At 62.2% G+C, this 25,476-nt stretch carries 22 protein-coding genes and 2 pseudogenes; 14 read left to right on the forward strand and 10 right to left on the reverse strand.

Features of this window, described 5'->3' with window-relative positions; genetic code table 11:
• Positions 1 to 172 precede the first annotated feature (172 nt).
• The 3 genes from AOT96_RS08825 (at position 173) to AOT96_RS08835 (ending at position 6,594) form a co-directional block, all read left to right on the forward strand.
• Positions 173 to 1,618 (forward strand): MFS transporter, encoded by a 1,446-nt coding sequence (locus AOT96_RS08825; protein ID WP_065351600.1) that lies wholly within the window; start codon positions 173 to 175, stop codon positions 1,616 to 1,618.
• 76 nt (positions 1,619 to 1,694) lie between these two features.
• Positions 1,695 to 5,090, forward strand: a complete 3,396-nt coding sequence (locus AOT96_RS08830; protein WP_083197599.1) for a BTAD domain-containing putative transcriptional regulator — start codon at positions 1,695 to 1,697, stop codon at positions 5,088 to 5,090.
• A gap of 118 nt (positions 5,091 to 5,208) precedes the next feature.
• Positions 5,209 to 6,594, forward strand: coding sequence for an FAD-binding oxidoreductase (locus tag AOT96_RS08835; protein WP_065351601.1), 1,386 nt, complete (start codon positions 5,209 to 5,211; stop codon positions 6,592 to 6,594).
• Here the strand turns inward: AOT96_RS08835 and AOT96_RS08840 are convergent.
• Positions 6,575 to 7,903, reverse strand: a complete 1,329-nt coding sequence (locus AOT96_RS08840; RefSeq protein ID WP_065351602.1) for a diacylglycerol/lipid kinase family protein — start codon at positions 7,901 to 7,903, stop codon at positions 6,575 to 6,577. The two genes, AOT96_RS08835 and AOT96_RS08840, sit on opposite strands and share 20 nt — an antisense overlap.
• Positions 7,904 to 8,043: 140 nt before the next feature.
• Between AOT96_RS08840 and AOT96_RS08845 the strand changes: the two genes are divergently transcribed.
• The 4 genes from AOT96_RS08845 to AOT96_RS08860 are packed head-to-tail and all read left to right on the forward strand — an operon-like array spanning position 8,044 to position 10,016.
• The gene (locus tag AOT96_RS08845; protein WP_054826733.1) at positions 8,044 to 8,478 is read left to right on the forward strand and encodes a hypothetical protein; all 435 of its coding nucleotides are present in this window, start codon (positions 8,044 to 8,046) and stop codon (positions 8,476 to 8,478) included.
• Complete coding sequence (locus tag AOT96_RS08850; RefSeq protein ID WP_007730221.1) at positions 8,475 to 8,738, forward strand: hypothetical protein; 264 nt, start codon at positions 8,475 to 8,477, stop codon at positions 8,736 to 8,738. Before AOT96_RS08845 ends, AOT96_RS08850 begins: the two co-directional genes overlap by 4 nt.
• Positions 8,726 to 9,370 carry a TetR/AcrR family transcriptional regulator gene (locus AOT96_RS08855; protein ID WP_054188290.1) on the forward strand — a complete coding sequence of 215 codons (645 nt, stop codon included), beginning with the start codon at positions 8,726 to 8,728 and terminating at the stop codon, positions 9,368 to 9,370. The genes AOT96_RS08850 and AOT96_RS08855 overlap by 13 nt, the downstream gene beginning before the upstream one ends.
• A gap of 10 nt (positions 9,371 to 9,380) precedes the next feature.
• Positions 9,381 to 10,016, forward strand: coding sequence for a DUF5701 family protein (locus tag AOT96_RS08860; RefSeq protein WP_047272329.1), 636 nt, complete (start codon positions 9,381 to 9,383; stop codon positions 10,014 to 10,016).
• Here the strand turns inward: AOT96_RS08860 and AOT96_RS08865 are convergent.
• Positions 10,013 to 11,446 carry an amidase gene (locus AOT96_RS08865; protein ID WP_065351603.1) on the reverse strand — a complete coding sequence of 478 codons (1,434 nt, stop codon included), beginning with the start codon at positions 11,444 to 11,446 and terminating at the stop codon, positions 10,013 to 10,015. The two genes, AOT96_RS08860 and AOT96_RS08865, sit on opposite strands and share 4 nt — an antisense overlap.
• A 68-nt stretch (positions 11,447 to 11,514) precedes the next feature.
• Between AOT96_RS08865 and AOT96_RS08870 the strand changes: the two genes are divergently transcribed.
• The 3 genes and pseudogenes from AOT96_RS08870 to AOT96_RS08880 all read left to right on the forward strand — a co-directional run bounded on the left by AOT96_RS08870 (position 11,515) and on the right by AOT96_RS08880 (position 14,373).
• Positions 11,515 to 12,147 (forward strand): TetR/AcrR family transcriptional regulator, encoded by a 633-nt coding sequence (locus tag AOT96_RS08870; protein ID WP_231917414.1) that lies wholly within the window; start codon positions 11,515 to 11,517, stop codon positions 12,145 to 12,147.
• Positions 12,144 to 12,998, forward strand: a complete 855-nt coding sequence (locus tag AOT96_RS08875; RefSeq protein WP_065351604.1) for an alpha/beta fold hydrolase — start codon at positions 12,144 to 12,146, stop codon at positions 12,996 to 12,998. Before AOT96_RS08870 ends, AOT96_RS08875 begins: the two co-directional genes overlap by 4 nt.
• A gap of 59 nt (positions 12,999 to 13,057) precedes the next feature.
• Positions 13,058 to 14,373 (forward strand): annotated as a pseudogene (locus AOT96_RS08880) (DUF222 domain-containing protein).
• An 81-nt stretch (positions 14,374 to 14,454) separates the two neighbouring features.
• Here AOT96_RS08880 and AOT96_RS08885 read toward each other — a convergent pair.
• The 4 genes from AOT96_RS08885 to AOT96_RS35660 all read right to left on the reverse strand — a co-directional run bounded on the left by AOT96_RS08885 (position 14,455) and on the right by AOT96_RS35660 (position 17,793).
• The gene (locus AOT96_RS08885; RefSeq protein WP_047272333.1) at positions 14,455 to 15,153 is read right to left on the reverse strand and encodes a type 1 glutamine amidotransferase domain-containing protein; all 699 of its coding nucleotides are present in this window, start codon (positions 15,151 to 15,153) and stop codon (positions 14,455 to 14,457) included.
• Positions 15,154 to 15,292: 139 nt separating this feature from the next.
• Complete coding sequence (locus AOT96_RS08890) at positions 15,293 to 16,726, reverse strand: lipase family protein (protein WP_143173062.1); 1,434 nt, start codon at positions 16,724 to 16,726, stop codon at positions 15,293 to 15,295.
• Positions 16,727 to 16,871: 145 nt separating this feature from the next.
• Positions 16,872 to 17,564, reverse strand: a complete 693-nt coding sequence (locus AOT96_RS08895) for a TetR/AcrR family transcriptional regulator (RefSeq protein ID WP_083197600.1) — start codon at positions 17,562 to 17,564, stop codon at positions 16,872 to 16,874.
• A gap of 58 nt (positions 17,565 to 17,622) precedes the next feature.
• A complete protein-coding gene (locus tag AOT96_RS35660) occupies positions 17,623 to 17,793 on the reverse strand; it encodes a hypothetical protein (RefSeq protein ID WP_007735738.1) in 171 nt (56 codons plus the stop codon).
• A gap of 154 nt (positions 17,794 to 17,947) precedes the next feature.
• On the opposite strand from AOT96_RS35660, the gene AOT96_RS08900 reads away from it, so the two are divergent.
• Positions 17,948 to 18,361, forward strand: coding sequence for a hypothetical protein (locus AOT96_RS08900; protein WP_065351605.1), 414 nt, complete (start codon positions 17,948 to 17,950; stop codon positions 18,359 to 18,361).
• Positions 18,362 to 18,391: 30 nt separating this feature from the next.
• On the opposite strand, the gene AOT96_RS08905 is transcribed toward AOT96_RS08900, so the two are convergent.
• From AOT96_RS08905 to AOT96_RS08915, 3 genes and pseudogenes are all read right to left on the reverse strand, one after another.
• Positions 18,392 to 19,666, reverse strand: a complete 1,275-nt coding sequence (locus AOT96_RS08905; protein ID WP_007735736.1) for an RNA polymerase sigma factor — start codon at positions 19,664 to 19,666, stop codon at positions 18,392 to 18,394.
• Positions 19,667 to 19,668: 2 nt separating this feature from the next.
• A pseudogene (locus AOT96_RS08910) lies at positions 19,669 to 20,096 on the reverse strand (YciI family protein).
• A gap of 161 nt (positions 20,097 to 20,257) precedes the next feature.
• The gene (locus AOT96_RS08915; RefSeq protein ID WP_042448198.1) at positions 20,258 to 20,851 is read right to left on the reverse strand and encodes a hypothetical protein; all 594 of its coding nucleotides are present in this window, start codon (positions 20,849 to 20,851) and stop codon (positions 20,258 to 20,260) included.
• Positions 20,852 to 20,944: 93 nt separating this feature from the next.
• Between AOT96_RS08915 and AOT96_RS08920 the strand changes: the two genes are divergently transcribed.
• Complete coding sequence (locus AOT96_RS08920) at positions 20,945 to 21,916, forward strand: alpha/beta hydrolase (protein ID WP_007735725.1); 972 nt, start codon at positions 20,945 to 20,947, stop codon at positions 21,914 to 21,916.
• A 9-nt stretch (positions 21,917 to 21,925) separates the two neighbouring features.
• A complete protein-coding gene (locus AOT96_RS08925) occupies positions 21,926 to 23,005 on the forward strand; it encodes a helix-turn-helix domain-containing protein (RefSeq protein ID WP_231917415.1) in 1,080 nt (359 codons plus the stop codon).
• Positions 23,006 to 23,027: 22 nt separating this feature from the next.
• On the opposite strand, the gene AOT96_RS08930 is transcribed toward AOT96_RS08925, so the two are convergent.
• The gene (locus tag AOT96_RS08930) at positions 23,028 to 23,927 is read right to left on the reverse strand and encodes a LysR family transcriptional regulator (protein ID WP_003943243.1); all 900 of its coding nucleotides are present in this window, start codon (positions 23,925 to 23,927) and stop codon (positions 23,028 to 23,030) included.
• A 140-nt stretch (positions 23,928 to 24,067) separates the two neighbouring features.
• Between AOT96_RS08930 and AOT96_RS08935 the strand changes: the two genes are divergently transcribed.
• Positions 24,068 to 25,474: an FAD-binding oxidoreductase gene (locus AOT96_RS08935; RefSeq protein WP_065351606.1), complete on the forward strand. Its 1,407-nt coding sequence runs from the start codon at positions 24,068 to 24,070 to the stop codon at positions 25,472 to 25,474.
• Positions 25,475 to 25,476: the final 2 nt, after the last annotated feature.

Genomic DNA, 25,476 nt, shown 5'->3' on the forward strand with positions numbered 1-25,476 from the left:
ACCAGAGATTAACCGTTGGGAGAGTGCGTATTCGACCGAGCAGGTGGTGACGGATTCCGAGTAACACGGCAGTTATCAACCAGGCGGGTTCCAAGCATTTCGCCCGATATGTCCCAAGCGTCGGAGCGCAGGGTGTTCCGAGTACACACCCCTTCGACCATCAGGACGGGCCATGACCGCACCGATCACCCCGAAGAACACCGCAGTACGACGAGCCACTTTGCTGGCAGTATGCGTGAGCACCGCAATGCTCATGCTCGACATCGCCGTCGTCAACACCGCCCTGCCGTCGATCGCATCCGATCTCGATACCGGAGTTGGCGCCCTGCAATGGGTGATCGACGCGTACACGTTGGCATTGGCGACGGTGGTTCTCAGCGCCGGATCGTGGGCAGACCGACGGGGTCGACGCCATGTTTTCATCATCGGCATTCTGTGGTTCACCACGGCATCTCTGTTCTGCGCTCTGGCGCCGAACATCTGGGTGCTCGACCTCGCGCGGGCCGCTCAGGGTATCGGCGGTGCCGTACTCTTCGCCTGCTCACTTGCCTTGCTGGCGGACGTGTTCGAGAAGGGTCCCCAGCGCGCGACTGCTCTGGCTGCATACGGCGCCACGATCGGGGGCGCGTTTGCCGTCGGCCCACTGGTGGGCGGGTTGCTCACCGAGTTGTTGGATTGGCGCGCAATCTTTTTGATCAACATTCCGATCGGGTTGATCACACTGGCGATGACGGTGCGGTGGGTTCCCGAGTCACGCGATCCTCGACCTCGCGGCGCGGACGTGCCCGGGCAGATTCTGGTGTCCACCGGCCTGGCAGCTCTGGTGTTCGGTTTGTTACGCGGTAACGAGGATGGGTGGTTCGAGCCGCAGCCGATGATCGCCGCGGTGATCGCCGCGGCCGCCATGATCGGTTTCTCCCTGCACGAGCTTCGTACCACCGAGCCCATGCTGCCCCCGCATCTGCTCGCCAATCGGGCCTTCGCCGGAGCGCAGATCGCAGCGTTCTCGATCTCCGCCTCCCTGTTCGCGGTGTTCGTCTACACGACCATCTACCTGCAGAACGTGCTGCATCTGTCTCCCGTGGACGCCGGCCTGGTGTATCTACCGGCGACGATAGCGATGTTCGTCGTCGCGGGCGCCACCGCGAAATTGGACGGGCGCATCCCCGTCTCGGTCTCGTTGACGTGCTCGCTTCTACTCGTCTCGGTGGGGCTGGTCATGATGACCGTCGTCGACGTGACCAGTTCGCCGTACGCGATACTTCCCGGATTTGTTGTCGCGTGCGTGGGGGCCGGGGTGTTCAACCCCGTCATGAGTGGGTTGGTTCTGGGCGAAAGCACTTCGAACCATTCCGGATTGGCCGCAGGGATCAACGACGCGTTCCGGCAGACCGGCATCGCAGTCGGGGTTGCCGTGCTCGGCGCCTTCCTTCCGGCGCAGTCGATGCTGCCCGGCGGATCACCGGACGACTTTGTCGGTGGACTTCGGTTGGCTCTGTTTGTCGCAGCCTTCATCGCAGCTCTCGGTGCGTTGGTCTGTGCGGCGACGCTGCGCACTACCAGCGTCAACCAGACTCTTTCCGAGGAATCCGAGCAGATGTTGACGAGAACTAGTTGACCGTTTTGTCCTGCATGTATGAATTTCGCTCCTTAGAATCGAACCGTCCTGCGTCCGCAGGTACGAGGGGAAACGGATGATCTATCGACTGCTCGGGCCGTTGGAGGTCGCACGGGGTCCGGCGACGAGCGACGTGATCGATCTGGGCCCTCGAAAACAACGAACGGTCCTTGCCGTTCTACTGCTCAACCGTGGTCGCGTCGTCTCCACCGACCGGCTGATCGATGCTCTCTGGCACGACGACGCACCGGCGAGTGCGATGGCAAGCATCCAGGCGTATATCTCCAACCTGCGCCGAGCGCTACGCGTCGAAACCGGTACGGCGTCACCGATAGTGCGTCAATCGCCGGGCTATGTCCTCGAGGTCGCTCCGGCAGACGTCGATCTGTCGGTGTTTCTCGACGACGCCGAAACGGCGCGACAACACGCTGAGAACGAACGGTGGCAGGAGGCTTTGACGACCGCTGACCGTGCCCTCGCCTCGGTCCGGGGGCAGCTTCTGGACGACCTGAACGACGCGCACTGGGTGGAGGTGGAAGCCGCAGCCTTCGAGGAAGTGCGGACCGAGTGCCGGGAGACCCGGATAACGGCGCTTCTGGCTCTCGGGCGCCTGGCACCCGCGCTGGTCGAAGCTGCTCAACTCTGTAGCGAGTACCCGTTCCGCGACCGGACCTGCTGGCTGCGAATGGTTGCCCTGCATCGGGCGGGCAGGTCACCGGAAGCGTTGGAACAGTTTCGATTACACGCGTCTCGGCTCGACGCCGAGCTGGGACTGGAGCCCGGCGGGGAGCTGACAGCATTGCAAGGCGCGATCCTGCGCCACGAACCCGGCCTGGCCGCCTGGCCGCGCACTCCGGGATGGACGGGGGCCGAACAAGTGTCGGTCCCGGCTTCTCCCCCCGCCGTAGCAGCGATGCCCGAGACGGATTCCTCACGCTTGTTCGTCGGGCGCGACGCTCAGACGACTGTCGCCGACAAGATGCTCGACGACGTTCGCCGTGGCTCGCCTCGCTGGTTGATCTTGACCGGCCCCGCCGGCATCGGCAAGACACGATTCGCCGAGGAGTGTTCGTCGAGAACAACGTCCATTCGAGGAGCCACCGTCTGGGCACGTTGCCCGGAGGACGACGGAACGCCGCCGTGGTGGCCGATCCGCCGACTGGTTCGGGAACTCGGAGCCGACGCCGATTTCGTACTGACGCCGCCGACGGACATCGATCCGGACGAAGCGAGATTTGCCGTCTACGAACGGGTTCGCACCACCATCGAAGCTGCGGCGAAAGATGCACTGTTGACCGTCGTCATCGACGACATTCAATGGGCCGATCCCACGTCCCTTCGTTGCCTGACCTACCTGGTCGGCGCAATGACCAGTACCAGAGTCTGGTTCGTGTCGACGCTCCGAGACTCGGAAGTCGGGCCGGCAGTGCGCAAGTTCGAAGAAGCCGTACTCCACGGCGAAGGAAACCGAACCATGATTGTGCCGGCGCTCGCGCAGGGCGAGGTTGCAACACTCGCAAGGTGCGTCTCCGGGGACACGCTCGACGACGCGGAGGCGCGAACCCTGGCGGAACGAACCGGCGGCAACCCGCTGTTCGTCTCGGAGTACGCCAGGCTTCCCCGGAACGAGCGACTCGGCGACGGCATCCCCGTCGCCGTTCGATCTGTCCTCGGTCGACGGCTTGCCGCAGTGGAACCGGCAGTGTTGCACGCTCTTCGGGTTGCCGCAGTTATCGGCGACGCCATCGAGGTGTACACACTGGCCGCAGCCACCCGTCTCGATGTCGACACTCTCGCCGACCATCTCGACGCGGCTGCTGATGAACGAATCATCGTCGCGGACTCGACAAACGGCGGTTACGTCTTTGCTCACGGCCTTCTCCGAGACGAAGTCCTCGAAGCGATACCCACGCTTCGTCGCCAGCGGATACATGCCCGAGTTGCCGAAGTGCTCGAAAATTCCTCCGATCCGGACCGGCTGAGCCGCCGCGCGCAACATCTGATGTCGGCACTTCCCCTGGTCGATCCACTCGTCGTTCTGGAGGCATGCACGGCTGCAGCTCAGGATGCGACCGATCGGTGGAGTTCGGAGACCGCGGCCGAGTGGTGGGAGGCAGCTGTCCGCGCGTTCGACTTACTTCCGGTGTCCCAGCAATCCGCTGACGATCGGGACGACCTGCTGGTGGCCAGAGTCGAGGCCCTCGCCCGCGCAGGTCGAGGGCAGACAGTTCTCGACGTCGTCAATGCCGGTCTCCTCGAGGCTGTTCGGGAGGGGCGAACCTCCGCCGTCGGACGACTGGCAGGCGCATTACTTCGGGCCGCCGGTGCCTGGCCGTGGGTTTCCTACGGTACCGATCCGGGACCACTGCTCGAACGGCTCGCGGCGGTCGAGCCCTTGGTCGAGAACGACAGGTCAGCTCACGCACGGGTTCTTGCTGCGCTGGCGGTGGGAAGTTGCTACCACCCCGAAGCCGAGATCCCGAATCGATGGAGCGCCCGTGCTCTCGACATCGCCCGCGAACTCGACGATCCGGATGTGATCGCGGACGCGCTGCTCGGACGGATTCTGCTTTTCTCCGGAGTCGCGGTGCACAGCGCGGAGTCCATGCGCCTACTGCGCGAGCTTTTCGAACTGCCGCACCAACAATCGCGTGTCGACAGCGTCGTCGCACACGCCGTCGCGAGCATGACTGAGATGAATCTGGCCAATGTCGATGCCGCCGTCAAACACGTCAGGCAGGGGATCATCGGCTGCGAGCTACTGAGACTCCCGGTGGTTCGGGTCCAATTACGCTGGATGGAAGCAACTCTCGCCGAATGGTACGGAGACTTCGCGCACGCCCGCCGGCAGTACGAGACGGCCAGGCAGATCCATCTGCAAACGGAGTTGTACACGGCTGGCAGCGCAGATCTGGCGTTCAACACTCTGGAATGGGAGCGAGGTGCGTTGGCCGAATCTGATCCCGGTGTCGTGGAACCTGATTCGTGGACCATCGCCATCGACGCCGCCCGAGGCGAGCGCGAGGCCACTTCCGAAGGCATCAAGAAGTGGCTGATCAATCGCGGGCCACAGACGTGGACGACATTGGGACACCAGACGCTACTTGCACGCGTCGTGGCAGATCTGGAACTGGTCGAATACGCCGACACCTTCATCGAACTTCTCGCGCCACACACCGGCTGCATCGCAACGGTGGGCCATGTCGGTGAACTGGGCTCGGTCGCCGAAGCCTCCGCTCGGCTGCACGCGCTTCTCGGTCACGTCGAGCAGGCATCGACTCTCCTGGATCAGGCCGAGAAGATCGCAACTGGCTCCGGTGGAGCACCAACACTGCTGCGCTGTCGACTGCTTCGGGCGCAGCTTCGAGAGCCGTCCGCCGAACGTGAACGGGAGCTGACGGAAGTGGCGGCCGAATCGGAGACACTCGGCATGCGGGGCGTAGCTGAACGAGCGCGATCGACATGGCCCTGAACTGCGAGAATGCGCTTGGATAAAACTTGGATCCGCTCGGGATACATACGTCAAGAACCACCCAAGCCTGTTCGGACATCCTTCCCTTGACCGAAAGACGGATGAGGAAAGGAAGACCATGAACCTTCAAACCCCCACGCTCGACGCCGCGGTCGAATCACTGCGCGCAGAGGTGACCGGCTCCGTTTCCCTGCCTGGCGAAACGGGATACGAGTTGGCGATTCCGTGGAATGCAGCGGTTCCCGTCGCGCCTGGCGCTGTGGTGGCAGTCGAGAGCGCGCAAGACATTGCCGCAACTCTGCGATTCGCGGCGAAGTTGGGTCTGCGCGTCGGTGTTCAGCGCACCGGCCACGGCGCGGTCCCTCTCGGCAGTGACGTTCTCCTCGTCCACACCGGCAGGCTCACGGAGTGCGTCGTCGACCCCGAAAACCGCACTGCCCGAATCGGCGCGGGCTTGATCTGGCAGGACGTCATCGACGCTGCCGCACCCCACGGCTTGGCGCCACTGGCAGGTTCTTCACCCACGGTCGGAGTCGCCGGCTTCCTCACCGGCGCCGGCATCGGCCCGATGGTGCGCACGTACGGGCTCTCGTCGGATCACGTTCGTTCGTTCGACATCGTCACCGGCAGTGGCGAACTCATTCATGTCACCCCCGACGAACATGCCGAATTGTTCTGGGGACTGCGCGGCGGCAAGGCCACACTGGGCATTGTCACAGCCATCGAGATCGACCTACTACCGGTCACCCACTTCTACGGCGGTGCACTCTATTTCGACGGCGCAGATGCAAGCGCGGTCGCGCATGCCTGGCTGGACTGGTGCGCCGACCTGCCTGAGCACAGCTCGACCTCTCTTGCCTTTCTGCAACTTCCACCCCTTCCACAGGTTCCGCCGCCGCTGGCCGGCAGGCTCACCGTCGCGGTCAGGTTCGCAAGTCTTGCCGAGGAATCCGATGCCAAGTCACTGATCGACCGAATCCGTTCAATCGCAACACCCTTGATCGACGCACTCGGTGTGCTGCCTTATGCCGCCCTCGGGGCAGTGCACGCCGATCCCGTCGACCCGATGCCGACGCACGAATCCACGGCATTGACCAACGAGCTGTCACACGAGGCCGTCGACGCATTGCTGGCCGCTGCCGGCCCCGGATCCGGTTCACCCCAAACCGTCGTCGAATTACGTCTCCTCGGGGGCGCCCTCGCACGGGAACCTGAGCACCGCAGCGCCTTCTGCCATCGTGACGCTGCCTTCTCGCTGTTCACCGTCGGAGTTCTTGCCCCACCGATGGTCGACGCAGTAGTCCCGCACGCCGAGACTCTCGGACGAACGATGGCGCCATGGACGAACGGGCATGCACTGCCCAACTTCGCGCCGAGCGTCGACCCGGAGAAGATCGCCCGCACCTACGACGAGGACACCGCTCACTGGCTGAGCGCTTTGGCGGACACGCATGATCCGCAGGGAGTCCTGGCCGTCGGTCAGGTCATGCGCCGGATCGCCTGAACTTCGCCAACTCTCGCAACCGGACCAGATCCCAGGCGTGCCGGGGGCGACGGATGCCCGGTCGATCTCGGGGGACTCTGACCCTCAGCGCCTGCGGACTGACCGTGCATCTGACCGGAGTTGGCATCACCAGCGCCTCGCCGTCGACGCCGACCGGAATCTCGTCGGTGTCGGCGTCGACGATCACCTCGAATCCGGTGCCCTGAGCCAGACCGTGTTGATGCGCCCGATGGAGCAACCCGATGGCCTGACGTGCACTGCTGACGGAGATCGCGACGATTCCGAGAGTGCCCCGGTCCAATCGCGGCCGATGACCGAGCCCCGCCAGGTCGTTCATCTCGTACGGGCCGTTGCTGACCAGCACAGCCTGTGGACCCACCGCGGACACGCTCGGGGAGCGCGCGGTCAACACCGCTCCGGCACGTCCGGCGAGGAGATCCGGGAGCATCTGCAAGAAGGTGCTGGTCTTGGCGTCGCGGTACTCCGGACTCTGGACTACCTCGGCGTACGCCCCGAACGATGCGTTGTTGACGAAAGTTCGACCGCCGACATTTCCCAGATCCACCGTGACCTCGACGCCGTCGACGAGCGCGTCGAGGCACCGAGACGGATCCTCGAGATCGAGCCCCAGATCCGCGGCGAAGTGGTTGCGCGTTCCCGCGCTGACGACGAGGAAGGGCAGGTCGTGTTCGGCCGCGACAGCAGCAACCAGTGCCTGCGTTCCGTCGCCACCGGCAACACCGAGTAGGTCGGCGCCGTCCGCGACCGCCTGCCTGGCCAAGGCCGTCACGTCGATCTTCTCGGGCCCCTCGAGCAGTGCGACCGTGGCCCCCCGTTCCTCGGCCTTGCGTTTCAAGTCGAACTTCTCGACCTTGCCACCGCCGGAGTTCGGGTTCATCACGAAGAACGGTTTGACGGGCGGCGGTGCCGGTCGCTCGACAACCGGCAATTCCTTCTCCTCCCCCTCCAAAGCGGTGCGAGCGAAGATACCGGCTACGACGAACAATCCGATCGCGAGGAGCACCACCCACAGGAGGCGTTCTCGGACCAGGAACGTGAGCACCACGATCGGCGTCAGAACCGCCACGGCCAACGAGAGCCAGCGGAGGAATCCGCGGGTCGTCAGAAACCAGTACACGGCCACGACGCACACGACCACCCCACCGATCCCCAGGATCAGCATGGTCAAGGTTTTCAGTCCGGCGAAGATCAGGAGCACCGCGACTGCAAGAACCAGGGCCGCAAAGGCTGCGCGCGCCAACCAACTCTGTTTCGACGGGGGGCGATCCGTGTGGGCAGAGGTCGTCATCGAGCCACCTCCCCGCGATTGTCATTTCGGCCGGTACTTCGACGCTATCCCTTCGAAGCAGGCCAGTCACCTACCGGCAAGAATCTCGCGATCGCGTACTGCTACTTTATGACGACACCTCGTCATAAAAAGGAGTAGCCGTGACAACACCGACGTCCGAAGCGTGGGAATCCGCCGAAGGAACCCTGACCGGCATTCGGAAAGCCGGACTCCACGGACTACGTTGGACGGCCTGGTTGGCCGGCGCGACAGGTCTCGCGCAATTGGTGTCGATCGGGCTGAACTTCACCGACACTGTCAGCGGAATCGTTCCGGCCACGTACCCGCCTGTAGATGTGGCGTGCAGCGTCGTCGCGCTCGTTCTTCTGGTCAGCCTGCTTGTCGGCCGCCCCAACGGTCCCGCGATGTTGTCGAGTCTCGCCCTCCTCATGGCCATGCTGATGGCGCCCACCCTTCACAAACATGCACCCGAGTCGCTCTGGCTGGCGGCGGCACACGCCGTCTCGGTCGTCGCCGTCATCACGCTGTCCGTGATGACTTCGCGGTTCTCCAGTGCCGAGTTGGATCGGTCGTGACACCGGATTCACCCCTCTCGCTTGCAGCTGAGGAATGGATCACTGATCTCACTACCGCGGAGATGGAGCGATTGCGCAAACGCACGACGCTCACACTCGCCGAAGAACAAGAGGTCTGCCGATCCGTACGCTCGATCGCGCAGCAGATGATGCTCGCACCCGTCTCGATGTGGCAAGGTGATCCGCGCCTTGTTGCGGACCTGTTCGACCTCCCCGTGACCGTGAATCAGACCCAGGAGGATCGACCATGCCGAAGTTGACCGGTGGTGCGACAACCGCTGAGCACAAAATCGCCACCCGAGAAGCCATGTTGGACGCGTTCATTCGCGAACTTCACGAGCAGGGCTGGCAGAACGTGAAGCTGCAGACGGTGGCCCAGGCGGCCGGCGTCTCGCGGACAGCGGTGTACAACTACTTCCCCGACAAATCCGCGTTACTGCTCGCCTGGTCCACCCGCGAGATGGATAGATTCCTACTCCTGGCCGAGCGTGAACTCGCGGACCGCGAGAATCCTGTGGACCGACTCGAAATCCTCGTCAAACTGACACTCGTCGAGTTCTCACTGCAACGATTCACAGGAATCGCGTTGGTCGAATTGTTGTCAGCGCAGGATCGCGAAAGTTTCCTCGAACATATTGTCCCGCTGTCGGTTCTGGTCGAACAGCTCGTCCAGGAAGGTGTCGACGCCGGTGTCTTTGTCGATTCCGATGCTGCCGCATCCGCGCAACTCATCCTCGCCTGCGTGGAAAGCCGACGCCCGATGCTCATGGCCGGCGACCGAGTGGACGCCGTCGTAGCGACCACCGTCCCGTTCATCATGCGCGCGTTGGGCGTTGCGTGGCCGACTTCCCTCGCGGCCGAACCCTCCGATCGCTCTGCTCACGATCGGTAGGATCGCAGGTATGCATTTCGACCTCCCGCCCATCGATCAGCAGGCCGAGCGATTGATCGAACTCGGTGTTCACGAGATGGCCGGACTTTCTGCCGGCGATGTCAGGGAGGCCGCAACCGGGCACGGTGATGTCGGACTACTCACCGTGCACGAAAAACTGGCTCCGGCTTCAGTTCTGACTCCGCTGCTCGAGCTCGAGAACAAGCGCGGATTCATAGTCGTCGACATGGCGGACGTCGATCTGTTCGCCCCCACCGAGCAGGCAACGCTGCCCGAAAGCTCATTACATCTGCTCAGTGGAGTCGACCGCGGGGATCACCTGGCCAACTGGAGCCCGGACGAAGCATTGCCCGCAATCGTCGACGCACACCGTACGCCGCTGACGCTTACCGAAGGCATCCACTGGCTGTTGCAGCGCCCCGACATTCTCGAACGCGGAAAGTGTTTCATGACCATCGGCTCCCGACTGCGCAAACCTGACGGATCCTTCGACACCAGAACTCCCGCCGTGTGGATCAGCAACGGAACCGGTCGCGACGGCAAAGACAACCGCAACGCCCCGAAAGTCGGGTGGTGCTGGTGGGGTAACCGCCACACGTGGTTGGGGTTCGCATCGGCGAGCGACCGGGTACCGCTCCCGAACTAGAGCACGGTTGCGCGGTCGAATCGGTACCGATCCTTCCACGGCATCTCGGCCTCGAGCATTGCAGCGGCAGAGAGTAATTCCGCGTCGCAACCCCATTTCGCCGAGATCATCACGCCGAGTGGAACGCCGTCTTCCGTCCAACCGAGTGGCAGACTGATCGACGGGAAACCGGTTGCATTGGCGACGACGGTGTTTCCGGTGAAAGCGACCATGTCGATCAGTTCGGTCGCGGGATCTTCGTCGTTGCGCAACTCCCCGATCGCAAGCGGCGGCTTCGTCACAGTCGGAGTGACAACAAGGTCGGCGTCGGCGTAGTCGAGACTCCATCGCCGCGCCCAGGCCTGAACAATTCCGATTGCCGCGGCCAGCTCACCCGAAGACACCTGGTTTGCTTGAACTCGCAAGTGCTGCACTATCGGACGCAGAAGGTGTTCGTACTCCTCCGGGATCGGCTTGGTTCCCGCCAAAGACGAGAACATCTTGACGAAAGCATCGATGAAAATGTCATCGCGAGCCTGCGGTCGCTCGAACACGTTGTGACCCAGACCCTCCAACACAGACCCAACCTTCGATACAGCAGCCGAGAGCTGCGCATCCACGGCTCCGCCGGAGACCGATCCGTGAGCAAGAGCGACGGTCAAGGGGCGGGCCTGAACTCCCCCAGCCTGTACGACGAACTCTTCGAACGACTTCGGCCGAGGCGGGTGGATAGTTCCGGCGCCGGGTCGCGTCGCCAGAACGTCCAGCAGCGCAGCGGTATCGCGAACTGTCCGGGCGATCGGCCCCTTGCTCGCAAATCCGAAGTTGTCATGCCCCGCCACGCCCATCGTGATCAAACCGCGGCTCGGCTTGAGGCCAACGACTCCGCACGTACTTGCCGGCGAACGCAACGAACCGGCGGTGTCACTTCCCTGTGCAAACGGCACCAGACCAGCGCCGACGGCGGCAGCAGCGCCGCCACTGCTGCCGGCGGCACTCCGCGTGCGATCGAACGGGCTGCGAGCAGGCGGAGCGACTTCCGGCTCGGTGTAACAGGCTGCCCCGAACTCGGGCACCGTCGTCTTACCGATGTCGATCAACCCACCTTCTCGGATCGCCTCGACGATCTCGTCGTCAGCGTCCGGCACGAAGTCGCGAAAGAGCGCCGATCCGAAGGTCGTGCGAATGCCGCGCGTTGCGTCGAGGTCTTTGATTGCCGTCGGAACGCCGAACAGACGCGGAAGGGGCCCGGCGTCCCGCTCGTCCAACCTGCGCTGCGCTTGTTCGGCGAGGGCGACAGCGTGCTCCCCGGCGATCGTCGTGAAGGCGCCGACGTCATCGGCAGTGGTCGCACGGTCGACGAAGTACCTGGTGACTTCGGGAATCGAGACCTGCTTGGCGGCGATCACACCGGCAAGTTCGACGGCAGACAGTTGATGGAGATCGGTCATCGGGCAGCGCTCCTTGGAGGTCGATGGACACTTGTAATTTCGATACGCGTATCGCTATTGTTGTCAGCATGGTATCCGAATCCACCAGCTCTGCAAGGGCTGGTCGACCAAAAGCATTGAGTCACAGACAGATTCTTGATGCCGCGGCAGAGATCGCCGATACGGACGGCCTGGATGCGGTGTCATTTCGAGTGCTCGCCGAACGACTCGGCATATCGCCGATGTCCGTCCACCGCACAACCGGCGGTATCGACGCCTTGAGGCGAGATCTGATCTCGACTCTCGTAGGCGAAGCCGTCTCGTCGATCGACTGGCCGACCGACTGGCGCGGGGTTGCCCGCACGTTCGCCTACGGCCTCCACGATCTCCTGATGCGCCATCCCCTGGTCCTGGAAGCCCATCGGCAGGCATCACTGGAAGCACCCGGGGCCGACGATACCGCCCACCGAGTCGTGAGCGCCCTTTCCTTGGCCGGCCTCGAGGACGAGCAGGCCACGTACGCATACGGCGCGCTGCATGATTTCGTCACCGGACACGTCGCAATTCAATTGGGACGCGGCGCTTTCGACAGCGCACCTGCCGATCGACGCGAGGCATCGGTGTTCGCACTTCATCACGATCCCACCCGAAGGTTCGAGTTCGGAGTCGCCCTCATCCTGGACGGTGTAGCGTCGATCGCGCAGCAAGGAACCACATCATGACGAGCAGCGTGACCACAACCGAAATTCGCGACGCGTCGGGGCGTCGTATCGCATTCTGCGAGTACGGCGATCCGACTGGCCACCCGGTAGTCGTGGCCCACGGATCACCTGGCAGCCGATACGAAGGGCTCTCACTCCACAACGCGTCTTCGACGGCAGGCATGCGGCTGATAGTCCCCGATCGACCCGGCTTCGGACGCACGGATCCGTACACGGACAAGGGATTTCATTCCTGGGACGACGACTACGTCACCCTGGTCGATCACCTAGAGTTGGACTCGACCACACTGATGGGTTTCTCCGGAGGCGGCGGTTACGCGCTCGCAGTCGCTGCAGCCGTTCCCGAACGAGTCTCGAAACTGGTGCTGGCGTGCGCCATGATCCCCGGGGCACCGCGAGATACTTTGCGACGCAGAATAAAACTGGTATCTGCGTTGTACTTTGCCGCCACCTGGGCTCCCCGTGTGGCCGGCGCAATGCTCGCAGGAACCGGAGTGTTCTCCAAGCTACGCAGCGACTCAGTCTCGATCTGGCCGGCCGCCGATCAGGCCGTCATGACCGACGAGGTACATCGCCCCGCTCTCCAGTTGGATTCATCCGAAGGGATCGCACAGGGTGGATCCGCAGGGGTTGTCGACTTGGCTCGGTATCGCCTCGAGGTGCCTGGACTCTTCCAATCGATCTCGGTACCAACGGTTTTCCTACACGGAACCGACGACGGAAACGTACCCATCGAAGTAGCCCGCTGGGCACACTCGTTGATTCCCGACTCTCGCTTCGAAGAGATCAACGGAGGCGGCCATCTGTTCGTCGTCGCCGACCCCACTCCACTCCTTCGCGCCCTCGCCTAATTCCCTCTTGACTCGAACGCGTGTTCGAGTATCCTTTGGGGAGGGGATCGGGGGATTCAATGAGTGTCTTGTTGTCGGACGTGGTGTCGGGTTCTGCGGTGGGGTTACGCGGACGGTTGTGGCAGTTGTCTGCTGCAGAGTTGCGCGCTGCTGCGGTGTCGGCGAGTGCGGAGATTCTGCGCCTCGAGGCTGTGCGTGTGGCGGTGGTGGACGAGTTGTCGTTGCGCCCGGATGATCAGGTGATTGCCAGCCGCGGAGTGGGGTCCTGGTTGGCGGCCAACACGATGCTGCAGGTTCGGGACGGGAAGAAGATCGCCGCGTTGGGTACTGCTTTGCGGCCGTTTCCGGCGGTGGCGGCTCGGTTCGATGGCGGGGATTGCTCGTTCGAGCATGCTGTGTTGATCGTGGCGTTCTGTGAATCACCACCTAAAGGCATGCCGGAGGAGGCGCTACCGAAGTGCATCGATTTGTTGCTCGCTGCCGCGTCGGGGGTGGAGGCGACAACGACGAAGGTGCGGAACGTGATCGCGACCTTGGAGCGGTTGTTCGAATCGGATGAGATCCCGCCCGCCGAAGATGTCGATCTCAACGAGTTGCGGATCGCGTCGACGCTCAATGGTCGGGTGGTGGTGCGTGGGGATTTCGATGCCCTCACCGGGGAAATGCTGCTCTCCGCGTTGTCGAATCTGACGATGCCGACCCCGGCACCGGACGGAACCCCGGATTCTCGGTCGGCGGCGAAACGGACCGCGGATGGGTTCACCGAACTGATCCGCCGGTACCTCGACTGCGCCAAAACCGGCACCGACGGTGGTCAGCGCCCGCATGTGAACGTGCACATCAATGCTCGGGATCTGGCGGAGCATCGGGATTGCGCCGCGTCGCCTTCTGATGTGGACGACGAAGGCTCACCCGATCTGGACTTGTCGGATCTTGATGTCGGGCACATGCCCTGGCTCGGACCGCTGTCGGTGTCGCAGACCAGGCTTCTCGGGTGTGATTGTTTCCTCTCCACCGTGCTGCTCGACGATCACGGCACGCCCTTGGATGCGAACCAGGAAAGAGGTTGGTCACCGCCGAACAGCGAGTGGCGTTGATCGCCCGGGACAAAGGCTGCGCCTTCCCCGGCTGCACATGTGTGCCTGCCTGGACCGATGCGCACCATATCCGGCACTGGGCCAATGGTGGCCCGACGGTGATGAACAACCTGGTCCTGCTGTGCCGTTCACATCATCGGTTGATGCACCGCAAAGCCGGGTTCGTCGGGAAATGGGCGATTCGGATCGGTGTCGACAACAAACCGTGGTTCATCCCGCCACCCTCGATCGACCCCGGACAGCAACCCAGGCCGGCGAACACCACCTTCAAAACCTGAGAGGTCAAACCTCTTTGGCGACAACAGAACACGGACCAGCGCCGCATCGAGGAGACCTCGATGCGGCGCCAAAAAACATGCTCAGCCCAAGTCGGCGACAATCCGCTCGGCGAGAGGCCGTGACGACGCCGGATTCTGACCGGTGTAGAGCTTGCGGTCCACCACGACATAAGGCGACCACGCCTCGGCCTTCGAGAATTTGCCGCCCAATTCGCGTAGGCGAGTTTCGAGCAGCCACGGAGCCTTGTCCGCCAGACCAGCCTGCGTCTCCTCTTCGTTGGTGAACGCGGTCAGCTGATAGCCGTCGAACAGCCAGCTTCCATCGGGTCTCTGGGCCGGCAGGAGTGCCGCCGGCGCGTGACAGACCGCCGAGACCACCTTGTCCGCGTCCAAGAAGTTCACGAGAAGCTCACCGAAGGATGCCGACACCGCAAGATCCTCCATCGGTCCATGTCCACCCGGTACAAAGACCACGTCGTAATCGGCAGCATCGGCGTTCTCCAAAATCTCCGGCGAATCGAGCACCGGCTGCAGATCGGCGATATACTTGCGCATACGGTCGGCGCCTTCTTGCCCGCCGTTCACCTCGGGCGCCAGGCTTCCCTCGTCCACAACGGGAGCTTTACCGCCAGGCGTCGCGATCACGATGTCGTAGCCGGCGTCGACGAAAACGCGATGCGCCTCGACCAGTTCTTCCGCCCAGTACCCGGTCGGGTGGGGTGTTCCGTCCTTCAGCGTCCAGTGATCTGCAGAAGTGACCGCAAACAACAGCTTTGTCATCGCGCAACCTTTCGTCGGTAAAAGGAACCCATTGGTGACAAGACACCATCTTCAAGGCCCGATCAATGAAATAACGTCCAGTCAGTGCAACACGCTGCCCTTGTGAGAATTCCTCACCACCGCAGAATCACGTCACCCGTCAGGTCCCGATCGGCTTGCCGAACAGTCCCGCGACGAGTTCACCAACCGCATCCACCCAGACTGGCCAGGTCCTCTGATCAAGCGCCATGGATCCAGCGTCGAAGGTGCTGCATCCCTGCTGAGCAGGCACACCAGCGAACCGATCACGAAGCCACAGTAGAGCACTCGGCAATGCGACGACTTCCATGCTGACGTGCTCACTGAAGTGGTCTCTGGTGTAAACGACACTCGCAGAAGGATCTTGGCAATAGGTATCGACAAGTTTGTTCACCGGGCCAACAGGCACCAACCAGTCGGGATTCGACTGATAGATGTACATCGGCACGTCAGGAACCGACTTACCCATGGCAGCTCGGGAGAGCGCAGCTCTCACCGTGGGGTGTTGGACGGGATCTCCCGGGACATCGAGGAAGCCCTTGATATTGAGGAAGGGCACTGCAGCCGACGTCCAGAGCATGCACAGGTTGTCCTTGGCAGCGAAAAGCGCTCGGCCGGCAGGGTTTATGTGCTGATCGATGAAGCCTGCAAGTTCAGGATCTTCTCGGCTCACTCCGATTACACCGGCAGCGACGATCCCGGCCCCTAGAGCGTTGTTGGCATTGTCGAGCAAAGCGCCGAGATCCGCGGCAACACCACCTTCGGCGACTCCGACGATATTCAGTTCCGGCGCGTACTCCTGCCGTATTTCAGCTGCGTGACCGGTAGGAATCGATCCACCCGAGTAGCCGAGCAGCCCTACGCGAGTTGACCGCCCTTGCAGCTCCATGGGTTCGAAGTTCTCAGCAGCACGAATACCGTCGAGCGTGATCCGGGCCGCGACGGGGCCGGAGGCGAAGGAAGAATTGGGTCCCTGATGATCGGGCACCGACAATGCCCAACCCTGCGCCAGTGCCGCCTGCACTTCGAGGAATTGAGCCCCACCGGTCGCAGCGCCCGTCACCAGCCACGGCAACGCGCCTTGCTGCATGACATACGAAGGTGCGCAGTAGTTTCCGAGTGAATCCTCTGCCATCTGAAAGGACAGCAGCGGGCGCGGGCCCCCATCGCGAGTGTCGCCACGCGGCTTGATAACTGTGGTGACAGCAGGAATCGCCTCGCCCGCAGCATTATTGGATCGATACGAGATCTGCCACGCATCCACGTTGGTCGGAATCAGGTTGAGAGTACCGAGATTCACCGCACGAGCGGCGATGATCTCACCCGGTTCCCTGGATTCGACGACCTCGACAGGCGGTTCATAGAAGGCCTGGTCCAGTTCAGGCAAAGGCGGTGCGACTGCAGGCGGCAGGGCAGGCTGGACCTGAATTTGGGCGGGAACACCTTCATCCGGGGCCGCTGAGGCAGGTGCCGAAAGTCCGATCTGCCCGATTACTGCAATCACGGCAATTGCGAGGCCCCCGCGTTGTCGGTCAGTTGTCCAGCGTCGTCCCATACCAATTCCTCCCCGGAAAAGCACAGATTGCCTTGTGTTGCCGCAGTTCTCATCACGAGCACACAAGTTAGATGCGAGTGTCTAACACATTGAGGACGAGAGTAGAGCGTTGTGGGCTGGATTACAATCCCCTGGTGTTCGTGACCTATTCGTCGGTGTGAAGGGGCGCGTCGTCGATCAACGCATTCAAGAGCACCGTCATCAGATCGACCAGTACCGACACGGGAGGACGAGGCTCCGCAGTGCTCCACTGGTGCACCAGCGCGGTAAGCGCGCCGATGAAGGCGGTGGACGCCCACCGGTAACCACCTGGCGGTTCGTAATCTTCGCCCACGATCTCTTTGATGATCGACTCGAAAAATGTTGCCCAGACCGAACGTTGGTCCACACGATGCTTTTCCACCCGGGGACTGACACCTACGACGTCGATGAAGGCAACGTGTGCGCGTCGTGGGTCACTTCCGACCGACTCGACGAAGGCGGCCATGGCCGTCGCTGCCTTGTCACGGAGATTGACCGAAGGCTCTGCATCGAGTGCGTCGACCATTGCAATTCTGGCGTCGAGTTGGATCTGGTCATACAGCGCGAGGAGTAGATCCTCGCGACTACCGAACTCGTCGTAGAACTGCCTTCTGGCCAGACTCGCGGACGCGCAGATATCCGCCACCGAACTTCCGGCATACCCCTGGTCTGCAAACACGCTGAGAGCAGCATTCAAAAAGAGGGAACGGCGTTCGGCCTTGCGAGCCGCGACCGACCTTCCGCCGTAATTTCTGTCTGTTTCAGCGATTGCCACGTCTGCCAGAGTATGCGGCATCGCGCCGCACACAAAACGCATCTGACCTGCTGCGAAGTTCCTTCACCACCACTACCGGCGCATCGGCACTGCAGCACGATCAGGCCAATACGAAGGCCACGGCAAAAAGTGTCCAGGCGGCAGCGAGAACCGTTGACGCCGCAGTAACTGCCCCGGTCACGGCAGGTCGAGTGCTGCGGTTGCGCGCGGCGATGATCCCGACCGTCATCAAAGTCAACGCCACCAGGAACGACAAAACCACGATTTTCACCAGCAAACCCTTCGACGACGGTCAACAGAACCGGAGACCATTTAGATAGTACACAAATAAATCGTGCATTAATTAAACTCAAAGTCCGTCAGGGGACTCTTGACAGAATTCAAGAGCGCCTGTCAGGCTGGTCCTGACGAAAGGAGAACTTCTCATGGAAGACCTGATCGAACGCGCCCTGACTGCGAAGATCGAGACCGCCGCGATCACCACGGTCAACGCCGCGATCACCGAGGCCGGCACTCAGGCAGACAAGATTGTCGGAACAGATCCTTTACCTGGTAGCCCTGAGTGGGAGGCAGAGAAGGACACCGACATCCCGGCGCAGCGTCAGATGGCGTGGCAGTTGGCCTGTTTCCGGATTCAGCTCGCCGCGGGTATCGATTCGACGGCAAGCGTCATGAGCCTGCGTAGATTCGGCGCAACATGGTCAACCATCGGCCGCGCAGCGGGAATGACCCGTCAGTCCGCGCATGAACGGTGGGGTCGACGTGTATCGGACATGCTCGATCCCTACGGAGTCGGGATGCCGCCCATGGTGCCGAATGATGATCCGACTCAGCCCTGACTAACAATCGCGTGACTAACAATCGCGTGACTACCGATCCGGCAGCAGCGCATCGGCTTTCGCGACCAGCACAGCGCGCTCACGCTCGTTCCCGGCCAGCCGAGCCGCTTCGAGGAGTTCGGTTCTAGCCTCCTCGGATCGGCCGAGCTGACTGAGCAACTCCCCCCGAACGCTGGGAAGCAGGTGGTAGTCGGCCAGTTCACCTGAAGCGACAAGCTTGTCGACGAATTCGAGCGCAGGGCCAGGACCGTATGCCATGGATACCGCCGCCGCATGATTGAGGTCGACCACGGGCGATGGCGCCAGTTGCGCCAGAGCCTCGTAGAGGATGACTATCTTCTTCCAATCGGTGTCTTCGAAAGTTGCTGCTCGCGCATGACATTCGGCAATCGCCGCCTGCAGGCAATACGGGCCTCGTCCACGCCCGACGGCGTCAGCTCGTTCCAGCGCGGCAAGCCCACGTGAGATCTGTAGGCGATCCCACCTCGTCCGATCCTGGTCAGCCAGCAGGATGGGTTCACCGGTCGAGGTTGTCCGAGCGCCGAATCTCGAGGCTGTCAGCTCCATCAAAGCGACAAGGCCGTGTACCTCGGACTCCCTGGGGACCAATTCGGCGAGTATTCGCGCGAGCCGCAGAGCCTCAGCACTGAGCTCCGCCCGCATCCACTCGTCCCCGGAACTGGCTGCATAGCCTTCGTTGAACACCAGGTACAGCACTCCGAGGACCGCGCTCAATCTGCTCGAAAACTCTTCTCGCCCTGGAACTTCGAAAACCGCTTTCGAAGCGGTCAGCGCCTTCTTCGCGCGGACTATCCGCTGCTGCACCGTCGCCGTCGGCGTGAGGAACGCTTTCGCAATCTCTTCCGTGGTCAAACCGCCCACCACCCGAAGCGTCAACGCCACCTGCGCTTTTCGATTCAACACGGGATGGCAGGCGATGAACATCAGGCGAAGGACATCGTCGTCGATGCGGTCCGGATCCCAGCTGACGTCGTCGAAATGTGAAGCGTCGTTCTCGAGTTCACGCGCAAAGTGGGCGTAGCGCTCGTCCAACCTCTCACGTCGTCGCCACCCGTCGATCGCTCGTCGTGTCGCCACAGATGTCAGCCAGGCAGCGGGGTTTCTCGGAACCCCCGTCGCGGGCCACTGCTCGACGGCTTCGAGCAGAGCCTGCGCGGCCAGATCTTCGGCGAGATCAAGATCTCCGACGGTGCGAGTCAACGTGGCGACAATCTTCGCGGATTCGATACGCCAGACCGCGTCGACAGCCTTTCTCGTTTCTTCTCGCACCGCCTCGTCGGTCATGGTCAGCCTGCGACCGGACGATCGGTACCGAGCTCTTCACGCCAGCCTGCCTCTTTCTGGATGTACTCGTTGTCCTGATCGAAGTCCGACATCTCGCTCACGCGGCGTACCTCGAGCTTGCTTCCGGGCCCGAGCGGGCAGCGCTTCGCCATTCCAAGGCTTCGTCTTTGGTCGACGTCTGAATGATCCAGAATCCCGAGAACAACTCCTTCGTCTCCCCGTACGGGCCGTCGGAGACCAGCGGAGGATCGGACTCGAAATCGACGATGAATCCCTCCTCCATCGCCAGTCCCTCACCGGCCAGCAAGACACCTGCCTTGATCAGGGACTCGTTGTACTGCCCCATCGCCGCGATGATCTCGTCGAAGTCCATGTCCTTGGATGCTTCGATAGCCTCATCGGTGGAACGCATGATCAGCATGTACTTCATGAGAATCTCCTTCGTTCGTGGACCGCTCTGTTCGGTCCCTCTGCTTACACGTCGAACGGCGCACTCACCGATCGACAAACTTCCGAAACAATTTTTCCGAGGACATAACCGCCGGTCGCGATACGCTGCCCACGGTATCGGCGGACGGGCCGTCGGGCCGGTCAGAAGTCGAGAAATCCCGGCACAACTTCGCGAACGAGCCCGGTCGCGTCAGTGCTCCCGTAGAAATACACCGACCCGTAACCGAATAGGTACTCCTCTACGAAATCGGGGTGGGACTCGGCAACCACCGGCCACCCCTCTTCGTTGATCTGGAACAGGAAGCTGTGTCCATCCGCCTCCACGGATTCGGCATACGACGGTTCGTTCTGAATGAGCACCGGTTGCGGAGCTATCAACACCAACGGCATCACCTCGTCGTCCGAGGGAATCCTGATCAACGCCGCGCTGCCAAGGCCCGCATGGCTGCCCGCCGATTCCGCACTTCGTGACGACGAGGGGTGCAGGACTGCCCTAACCCCGATGTCCGGGTATTCGAGGTCGTCGTCGCCGATGGAGAAACCTCGACGGATGAAGACCGAAAGCTCTCGCGCGCCGAGCCACGGCGCCGTGTGTGCCTCGAGCGTCAGAAGGTACTCGTGCGAATGCAGAATCGCCTGACCAGCGAAAACCTGCGGAGGTCGTCCACCAATCCGTGCCCCACTTTTCGAATCGCTCGAACCCACCCCGAGATGTACCCTGTCCACCGGCGTCATCCTAGGGAGATCCGACGGGTGTCGGAGGGAGACTCTCCGATTTCCTACAAGCCGCTGGTGACGTAGGCCACATTCAGGCTCGATGATGGGTGCATGACAACATTCCCGACTCTCGACCCCGAACTCGCCGCGGCACTCACCATGCTCCCGAAGGTGGACTTCGCTGACCTCCCCAACGCACGGGCCACCTACGACGCTCTGGTCGGCACCATGTTGGCCGACCTGTCATTCGACGGAGTCTCGCTTCGTGAACTGTCGGCACCCGGCCTGGACGGCGATCCGGAGGTCACGATTCGTTTCTTCACCCCGGACAACACTGCCGGCCCTGTCCCCGTTCTGCTCTGGATCCATGGCGGCGGATTCGCAATCGGCACCGCAGAATCCAGCGATCCATTTTGCGTCGAGGTGGCGCGGGAACTCGGATTCGCCGTTGCGAACGTGGAGTACCGCCTCGCCCCCGAAACCCCCTTCCCCGGCCCCGTCGACGACTGCTACGCCGCACTCCTCTACATCCACGCCCATGCCGAGGAGCTGGGGGTCGATCCACGCCGCATCGCAGTGGGAGGGCAGAGCGCAGGCGGTGGACTGGCCGCAGGCACTGTCCTCAAAGCCCGTGACGAGGGCGTTGTGCCCGTGGCCTTCCAATTCCTCGAAATCCCTGAACTCGACGACCGCCTGGCGACGGTCTCGATGACGAACTTCGTCGACACCCCCTTGTGGCACCGCCCTAACGCCATCCTGTCGTGGAAGTACTATCTCGGCGAGTCGTATTCCGGTCCCGAAGATCCTGACGTGTCCATTTACGCTGCGCCGTCCCGGGCTACCGACCTCACCGGCCTGCCGCCGACCTACCTGTCCACCATGGAACTCGACCCGCTCCGCGACGAAGGAATCGAATACGCCCTTCGGCTGCTGCAAGCGGGAGTCAGCGTCGAATTGCATTCCTTCCCCGGAACCTTTCACGGGTCGGCACTGGTCGCGACCGCCGCGGTCAGCGAAAGAGGTGCCGCCGAAGCCCTCACTGCGCTCAGGAGAGGGTTGCGTTCGCTCTCGCCGGTCTCGTAGCGTTGCGAGATGCAAGGACTGATGTACCGGCTTGCCGAGCTCGATGCAGACTCGGCAGGCCTGGTACGTGTCATCGATTACTTCGACGCCCTCGTGCGGCACGGCTCCGACACCGCGTCTTTGCTTCGTGCGAGCGCGCAGTTGGCGGACTGCGTCGTGGGTATCGAGATCGTCGAGCGCGGCAGAAGCAAGAAGAATTTGCGCCGTTGCGATCCGCGCGGCCGCTGGTCACCCGATCCTCAGCTCCCACCGAGCATGACCAGAAACATTGCCGTAGACGACGAGGTTCTCGGAACGGTATGGATCGAACGACCCGGGGCCAGCTTGCCACTCGACGAAATGCTCGTCGACCGGATGGCCCTGACCGCAGCGATAATTCTGCAACCGCGACGCCTGCCTACCGAAGCCGAGCACACTCGAAATCTGTTGTTCCCGATGGATGAACTCGCGGTGCTCACCTCCTGCGCCGGTCTCGGTATCGAACCCCATACCCCAGTCCGTGTAATGGCAACCAAGGCAGTCTCAGGCACGGCCGAAGGTGCTGCACACCTTGTCATTTCGCCAGATTACAAACCTGGCAAAGCCACTGGGATAGACGCTGACGGCGAGTATCTGAATCTCGTGACGGGTTCGTTCGCGGCGACACCCGAGCTGTCCGAGGCCGCGCTGTCGTCATTCATTCGCGCCGGAATATCTTTGACTGCTCCCGCTTCCGAAGTGAGCACAATACTGAGCACTGCACGATTCGCTCGTACACAGGCGTCGGCAACAACACCGATCGTGAACGCCGACAATCTCGGCGCCCTCAACCTCCTGGCGCCGGGACCACACATCGATCACTCGCGAATACCGGATCTGGTTCGTGCCGAAGAGATCGGCGACACCAAACAGGGGTTAGAACTACTCGAAACCTTGAGGTCATACCTGCAGTCCGGAACCTTGAGGGCCGCAGCAGATTCCATGAATCTTCACCACAGCAGCGTCGCGCACCGATTGGCGAAACTGTCCCAGCACGTCGGATTCCACGTCGATTCCATCGAGAACCGAGCACGCGCAACGGCCATGATGCTGGTCCTCGATGGCGGATAGGACCCACCGCGCATCACAGGTACTACGCAGTGGTTGACGATCTTTCGCGTTCAGCGAGCGCAACAAACGGCGCAAGCGCCGGATTCGGATTATCCGGCCGGTAGGTCACTGCCACGTCGAGAGTTGGTTGCTCACCGGCGATCTCACATAGATGGACACCCGGGATGCGGAGCATCCGCGCTCTGCCCTGGGGGATCGGCGCAATACCCACCCCGTCCGAGACAGCATGCAGCACCTGCTCGTCGTCGGCCTCGAATCGAACGATGCTGGGCGCCCCGTTTGGCCAAAGTTGTTCGAGCGTACGCAAATACATCCCCGGGGCGTTGGCCTCCGGCCAGAACACAACGGGGACGTCCACCAGATCTCCGAGTTCGAGCGTCGCTCGATCTCCGAACGGATGATCCACGGGCACAGCGACCAGGATAGGTTCGGTGTCGAGGACGATCAGGGGAAGTTCTCGATCGTCTTCATCGAGCGGCGGGCGAACAACCGCGATGTCGACGGCTCCGGTTCGGACGAGGTCGACAGTCTGTGCCGAAGTGCCACGATGAACGACAACTTCGACGCCCGGGTAGAGCCTTCGATAGGTGCTGACCAGATCCGCGACTGCGCCGCCCGCCCACGAACGGGTGTACGCGATGCGCAGTTCTCCGTCCACACCGCGCGCGGCCAACCGAATTCGTTCGACCGCCCGGTCCGCACACCCGATCAAAAAGCGCGCCTCTCGTACCGCCACCTTGCCGGCTTCCGTGAAGGTGAACTGCGGACCCCGACGATCCACCAGCGGAACTCCGAGTTCGCGCTCGAGAACCTTGATCTGCTGACTGAGGGCCGATTGCGCGACGTGGACGTTCGCAGCGGCTCGAGTGAAGCTCCCATGATCCGACAGAGCGATCAGATAACGGGCACGCTGCAGGTTCATACGGCGATTATAAGAAAAACAGATGGTGGTGTCACTACTTGGTCTTGGACACGGCATCACCTGAGGTCGGAGGATCGAGTTCACGTTGATCCACCGTCTGTCTCCCGAAAATTGTCACCCGAACGATCACAAGGTTGCACATGAATCCCCGAGCACTCACTGAACCTGCAACAGACGCGAGGCTTATCGACGCCCTCGCAGAGATCGTCGGCCACACGCATGTGCTTACCGATCCCGAACTGATCGAGGGCTACACACGTGACTGGACGGGACGTTGGATCGGCGACGCGATCGCGGTCATCCGCCCCGGCAACACTTCCGAAGTGTCTGCGGTTCTTCGAGCATGCTTCGACGCGGGGGTTCCCGTCACACCGCAAGGCGGCAACACCGGACTGGTCGGTGGTGGGATCGCCTCGGCTGGGTCCGTGGTGCTGAGTACCAGACGTCTGGAGACGATCGAAGCCGTCGACCCCATCGGTCGGACAATCGCGGCCGGCGCCGGCGTGACCGTTGCTCGCGCCGACCTGGCCGCATCTGCACACGGTCTCCGCTTCGGAATCGATTTGGCATCAAAGGAATCCGCAACACTCGGCGGCATCGTCGCAACCAACGCCGGTGGGACGCGCATGGTCCGATACGGAAATACACGCGCACAGATACTCGGTATCGAAGCCGTGCTCGCGGACGGTTCGGTGCTGAGTAGATGGACTCCACTCGTCAAAGACAATGTCGGATACGATATTCCAGGACTTCTCGCCGGCAGCGAGGGAACGCTCGCAGTCATCACCAAGGTCCTGATGAAGCTGGTCACCCCGGCGACCGACACCCAGGTCGTGCTCGCGGGTGTACGCGAAGTCGATCAAGCGCTTCATTTGTGTAATCGCGTGCGTCAGAGCGGATTGACCGTCGAAGCCGCCGAGATCATGACCGACGACGGCATCTCCCTCGTCTGCGCACACACCGATGCCCGTCGCCCGTTCGGCACCCCTTCACCGATGTACACACTCATCGAGGTGTCATCACCGCGCGAAACGGAAGAGTCGCTCCTCGAAGTACTCTCCGACTCTGCCGACCTCATCGAGGACGCGACGGTCGAGCCTGGGCCGGCTCGAAAACTGTGGACTCTGCGGGAAAGCCATACCGAAAGCATCAGCGCGTCGTCGACGACGCCGGTAGTCAAGCTCGACATCTCCGTCCCCTTGTCCGTGATGGGAATGTTCATCGACAACCTCCGAGAAAGCCTGGCACAACGATTCCCCCTCGTGCGGCCAATCCTGTTCGGGCACTTCGCCGACGGAAACATTCATGTGAACCTTCTGGATGCCGAGCCGAGGGTCGCACACGAACTGACCGATACGGTGTTCCGACTCGTCGCCGTCCACCATGGAAGCATCAGCGCCGAGCACGGGATAGGCCGCGCGAAGTCGCCGTGGATATCGCTGGGGCGCACTGAAACCGACATTGCCGCAATGCAGCTGATCAAATCCTCCTGGGATCCCCGTGGAATCCTCAACCCTGGAATACTGTTGCCGGAAAAAGTCGGGTAAGC

The sequence above is a fragment of the Rhodococcus sp. 008 genome, assembly GCF_001682295.1.
GTDB classification, from domain to species: domain Bacteria; phylum Actinomycetota; class Actinomycetes; order Mycobacteriales; family Mycobacteriaceae; genus Rhodococcus_F; species Rhodococcus_F qingshengii.

Coding starts and splice junctions, on each gene's coding strand:
- AOT96_RS08825 (WP_065351600.1), top strand. CDS start 173: ATGACCGCACCGATCACCCCGAAGAACACCGCAGTACGACGAGCCACT.
- AOT96_RS08830 (WP_083197599.1), top strand. CDS start 1,695: ATGATCTATCGACTGCTCGGGCCGTTGGAGGTCGCACGGGGTCCGGCG.
- AOT96_RS08835 (WP_065351601.1), top strand. CDS start 5,209: ATGAACCTTCAAACCCCCACGCTCGACGCCGCGGTCGAATCACTGCGC.
- AOT96_RS08840 (WP_065351602.1), bottom strand. CDS start 7,903: ATGACGACCTCTGCCCACACGGATCGCCCCCCGTCGAAACAGAGTTGG.
- AOT96_RS08855 (WP_054188290.1), top strand. CDS start 8,726: ATGCCGAAGTTGACCGGTGGTGCGACAACCGCTGAGCACAAAATCGCC.
- AOT96_RS08860 (WP_047272329.1), top strand. CDS start 9,381: ATGCATTTCGACCTCCCGCCCATCGATCAGCAGGCCGAGCGATTGATC.
- AOT96_RS08865 (WP_065351603.1), bottom strand. CDS start 11,446: ATGACCGATCTCCATCAACTGTCTGCCGTCGAACTTGCCGGTGTGATC.
- AOT96_RS08870 (WP_231917414.1), top strand. CDS start 11,515: ATGGTATCCGAATCCACCAGCTCTGCAAGGGCTGGTCGACCAAAAGCA.
- AOT96_RS08875 (WP_065351604.1), top strand. CDS start 12,144: ATGACGAGCAGCGTGACCACAACCGAAATTCGCGACGCGTCGGGGCGT.
- AOT96_RS08885 (WP_047272333.1), bottom strand. CDS start 15,153: ATGACAAAGCTGTTGTTTGCGGTCACTTCTGCAGATCACTGGACGCTG.
- AOT96_RS08890 (WP_143173062.1), bottom strand. CDS start 16,726: ATGGGACGACGCTGGACAACTGACCGACAACGCGGGGGCCTCGCAATT.
- AOT96_RS08895 (WP_083197600.1), bottom strand. CDS start 17,564: ATGCGTTTTGTGTGCGGCGCGATGCCGCATACTCTGGCAGACGTGGCA.
- AOT96_RS08900 (WP_065351605.1), top strand. CDS start 17,948: ATGGAAGACCTGATCGAACGCGCCCTGACTGCGAAGATCGAGACCGCC.
- AOT96_RS08905 (WP_007735736.1), bottom strand. CDS start 19,666: ATGACCGACGAGGCGGTGCGAGAAGAAACGAGAAAGGCTGTCGACGCG.
- AOT96_RS08915 (WP_042448198.1), bottom strand. CDS start 20,851: ATGACGCCGGTGGACAGGGTACATCTCGGGGTGGGTTCGAGCGATTCG.
- AOT96_RS08920 (WP_007735725.1), top strand. CDS start 20,945: ATGACAACATTCCCGACTCTCGACCCCGAACTCGCCGCGGCACTCACC.
- AOT96_RS08925 (WP_231917415.1), top strand. CDS start 21,926: ATGCAAGGACTGATGTACCGGCTTGCCGAGCTCGATGCAGACTCGGCA.
- AOT96_RS08930 (WP_003943243.1), bottom strand. CDS start 23,927: ATGAACCTGCAGCGTGCCCGTTATCTGATCGCTCTGTCGGATCATGGG.
- AOT96_RS08935 (WP_065351606.1), top strand. CDS start 24,068: ATGAATCCCCGAGCACTCACTGAACCTGCAACAGACGCGAGGCTTATC.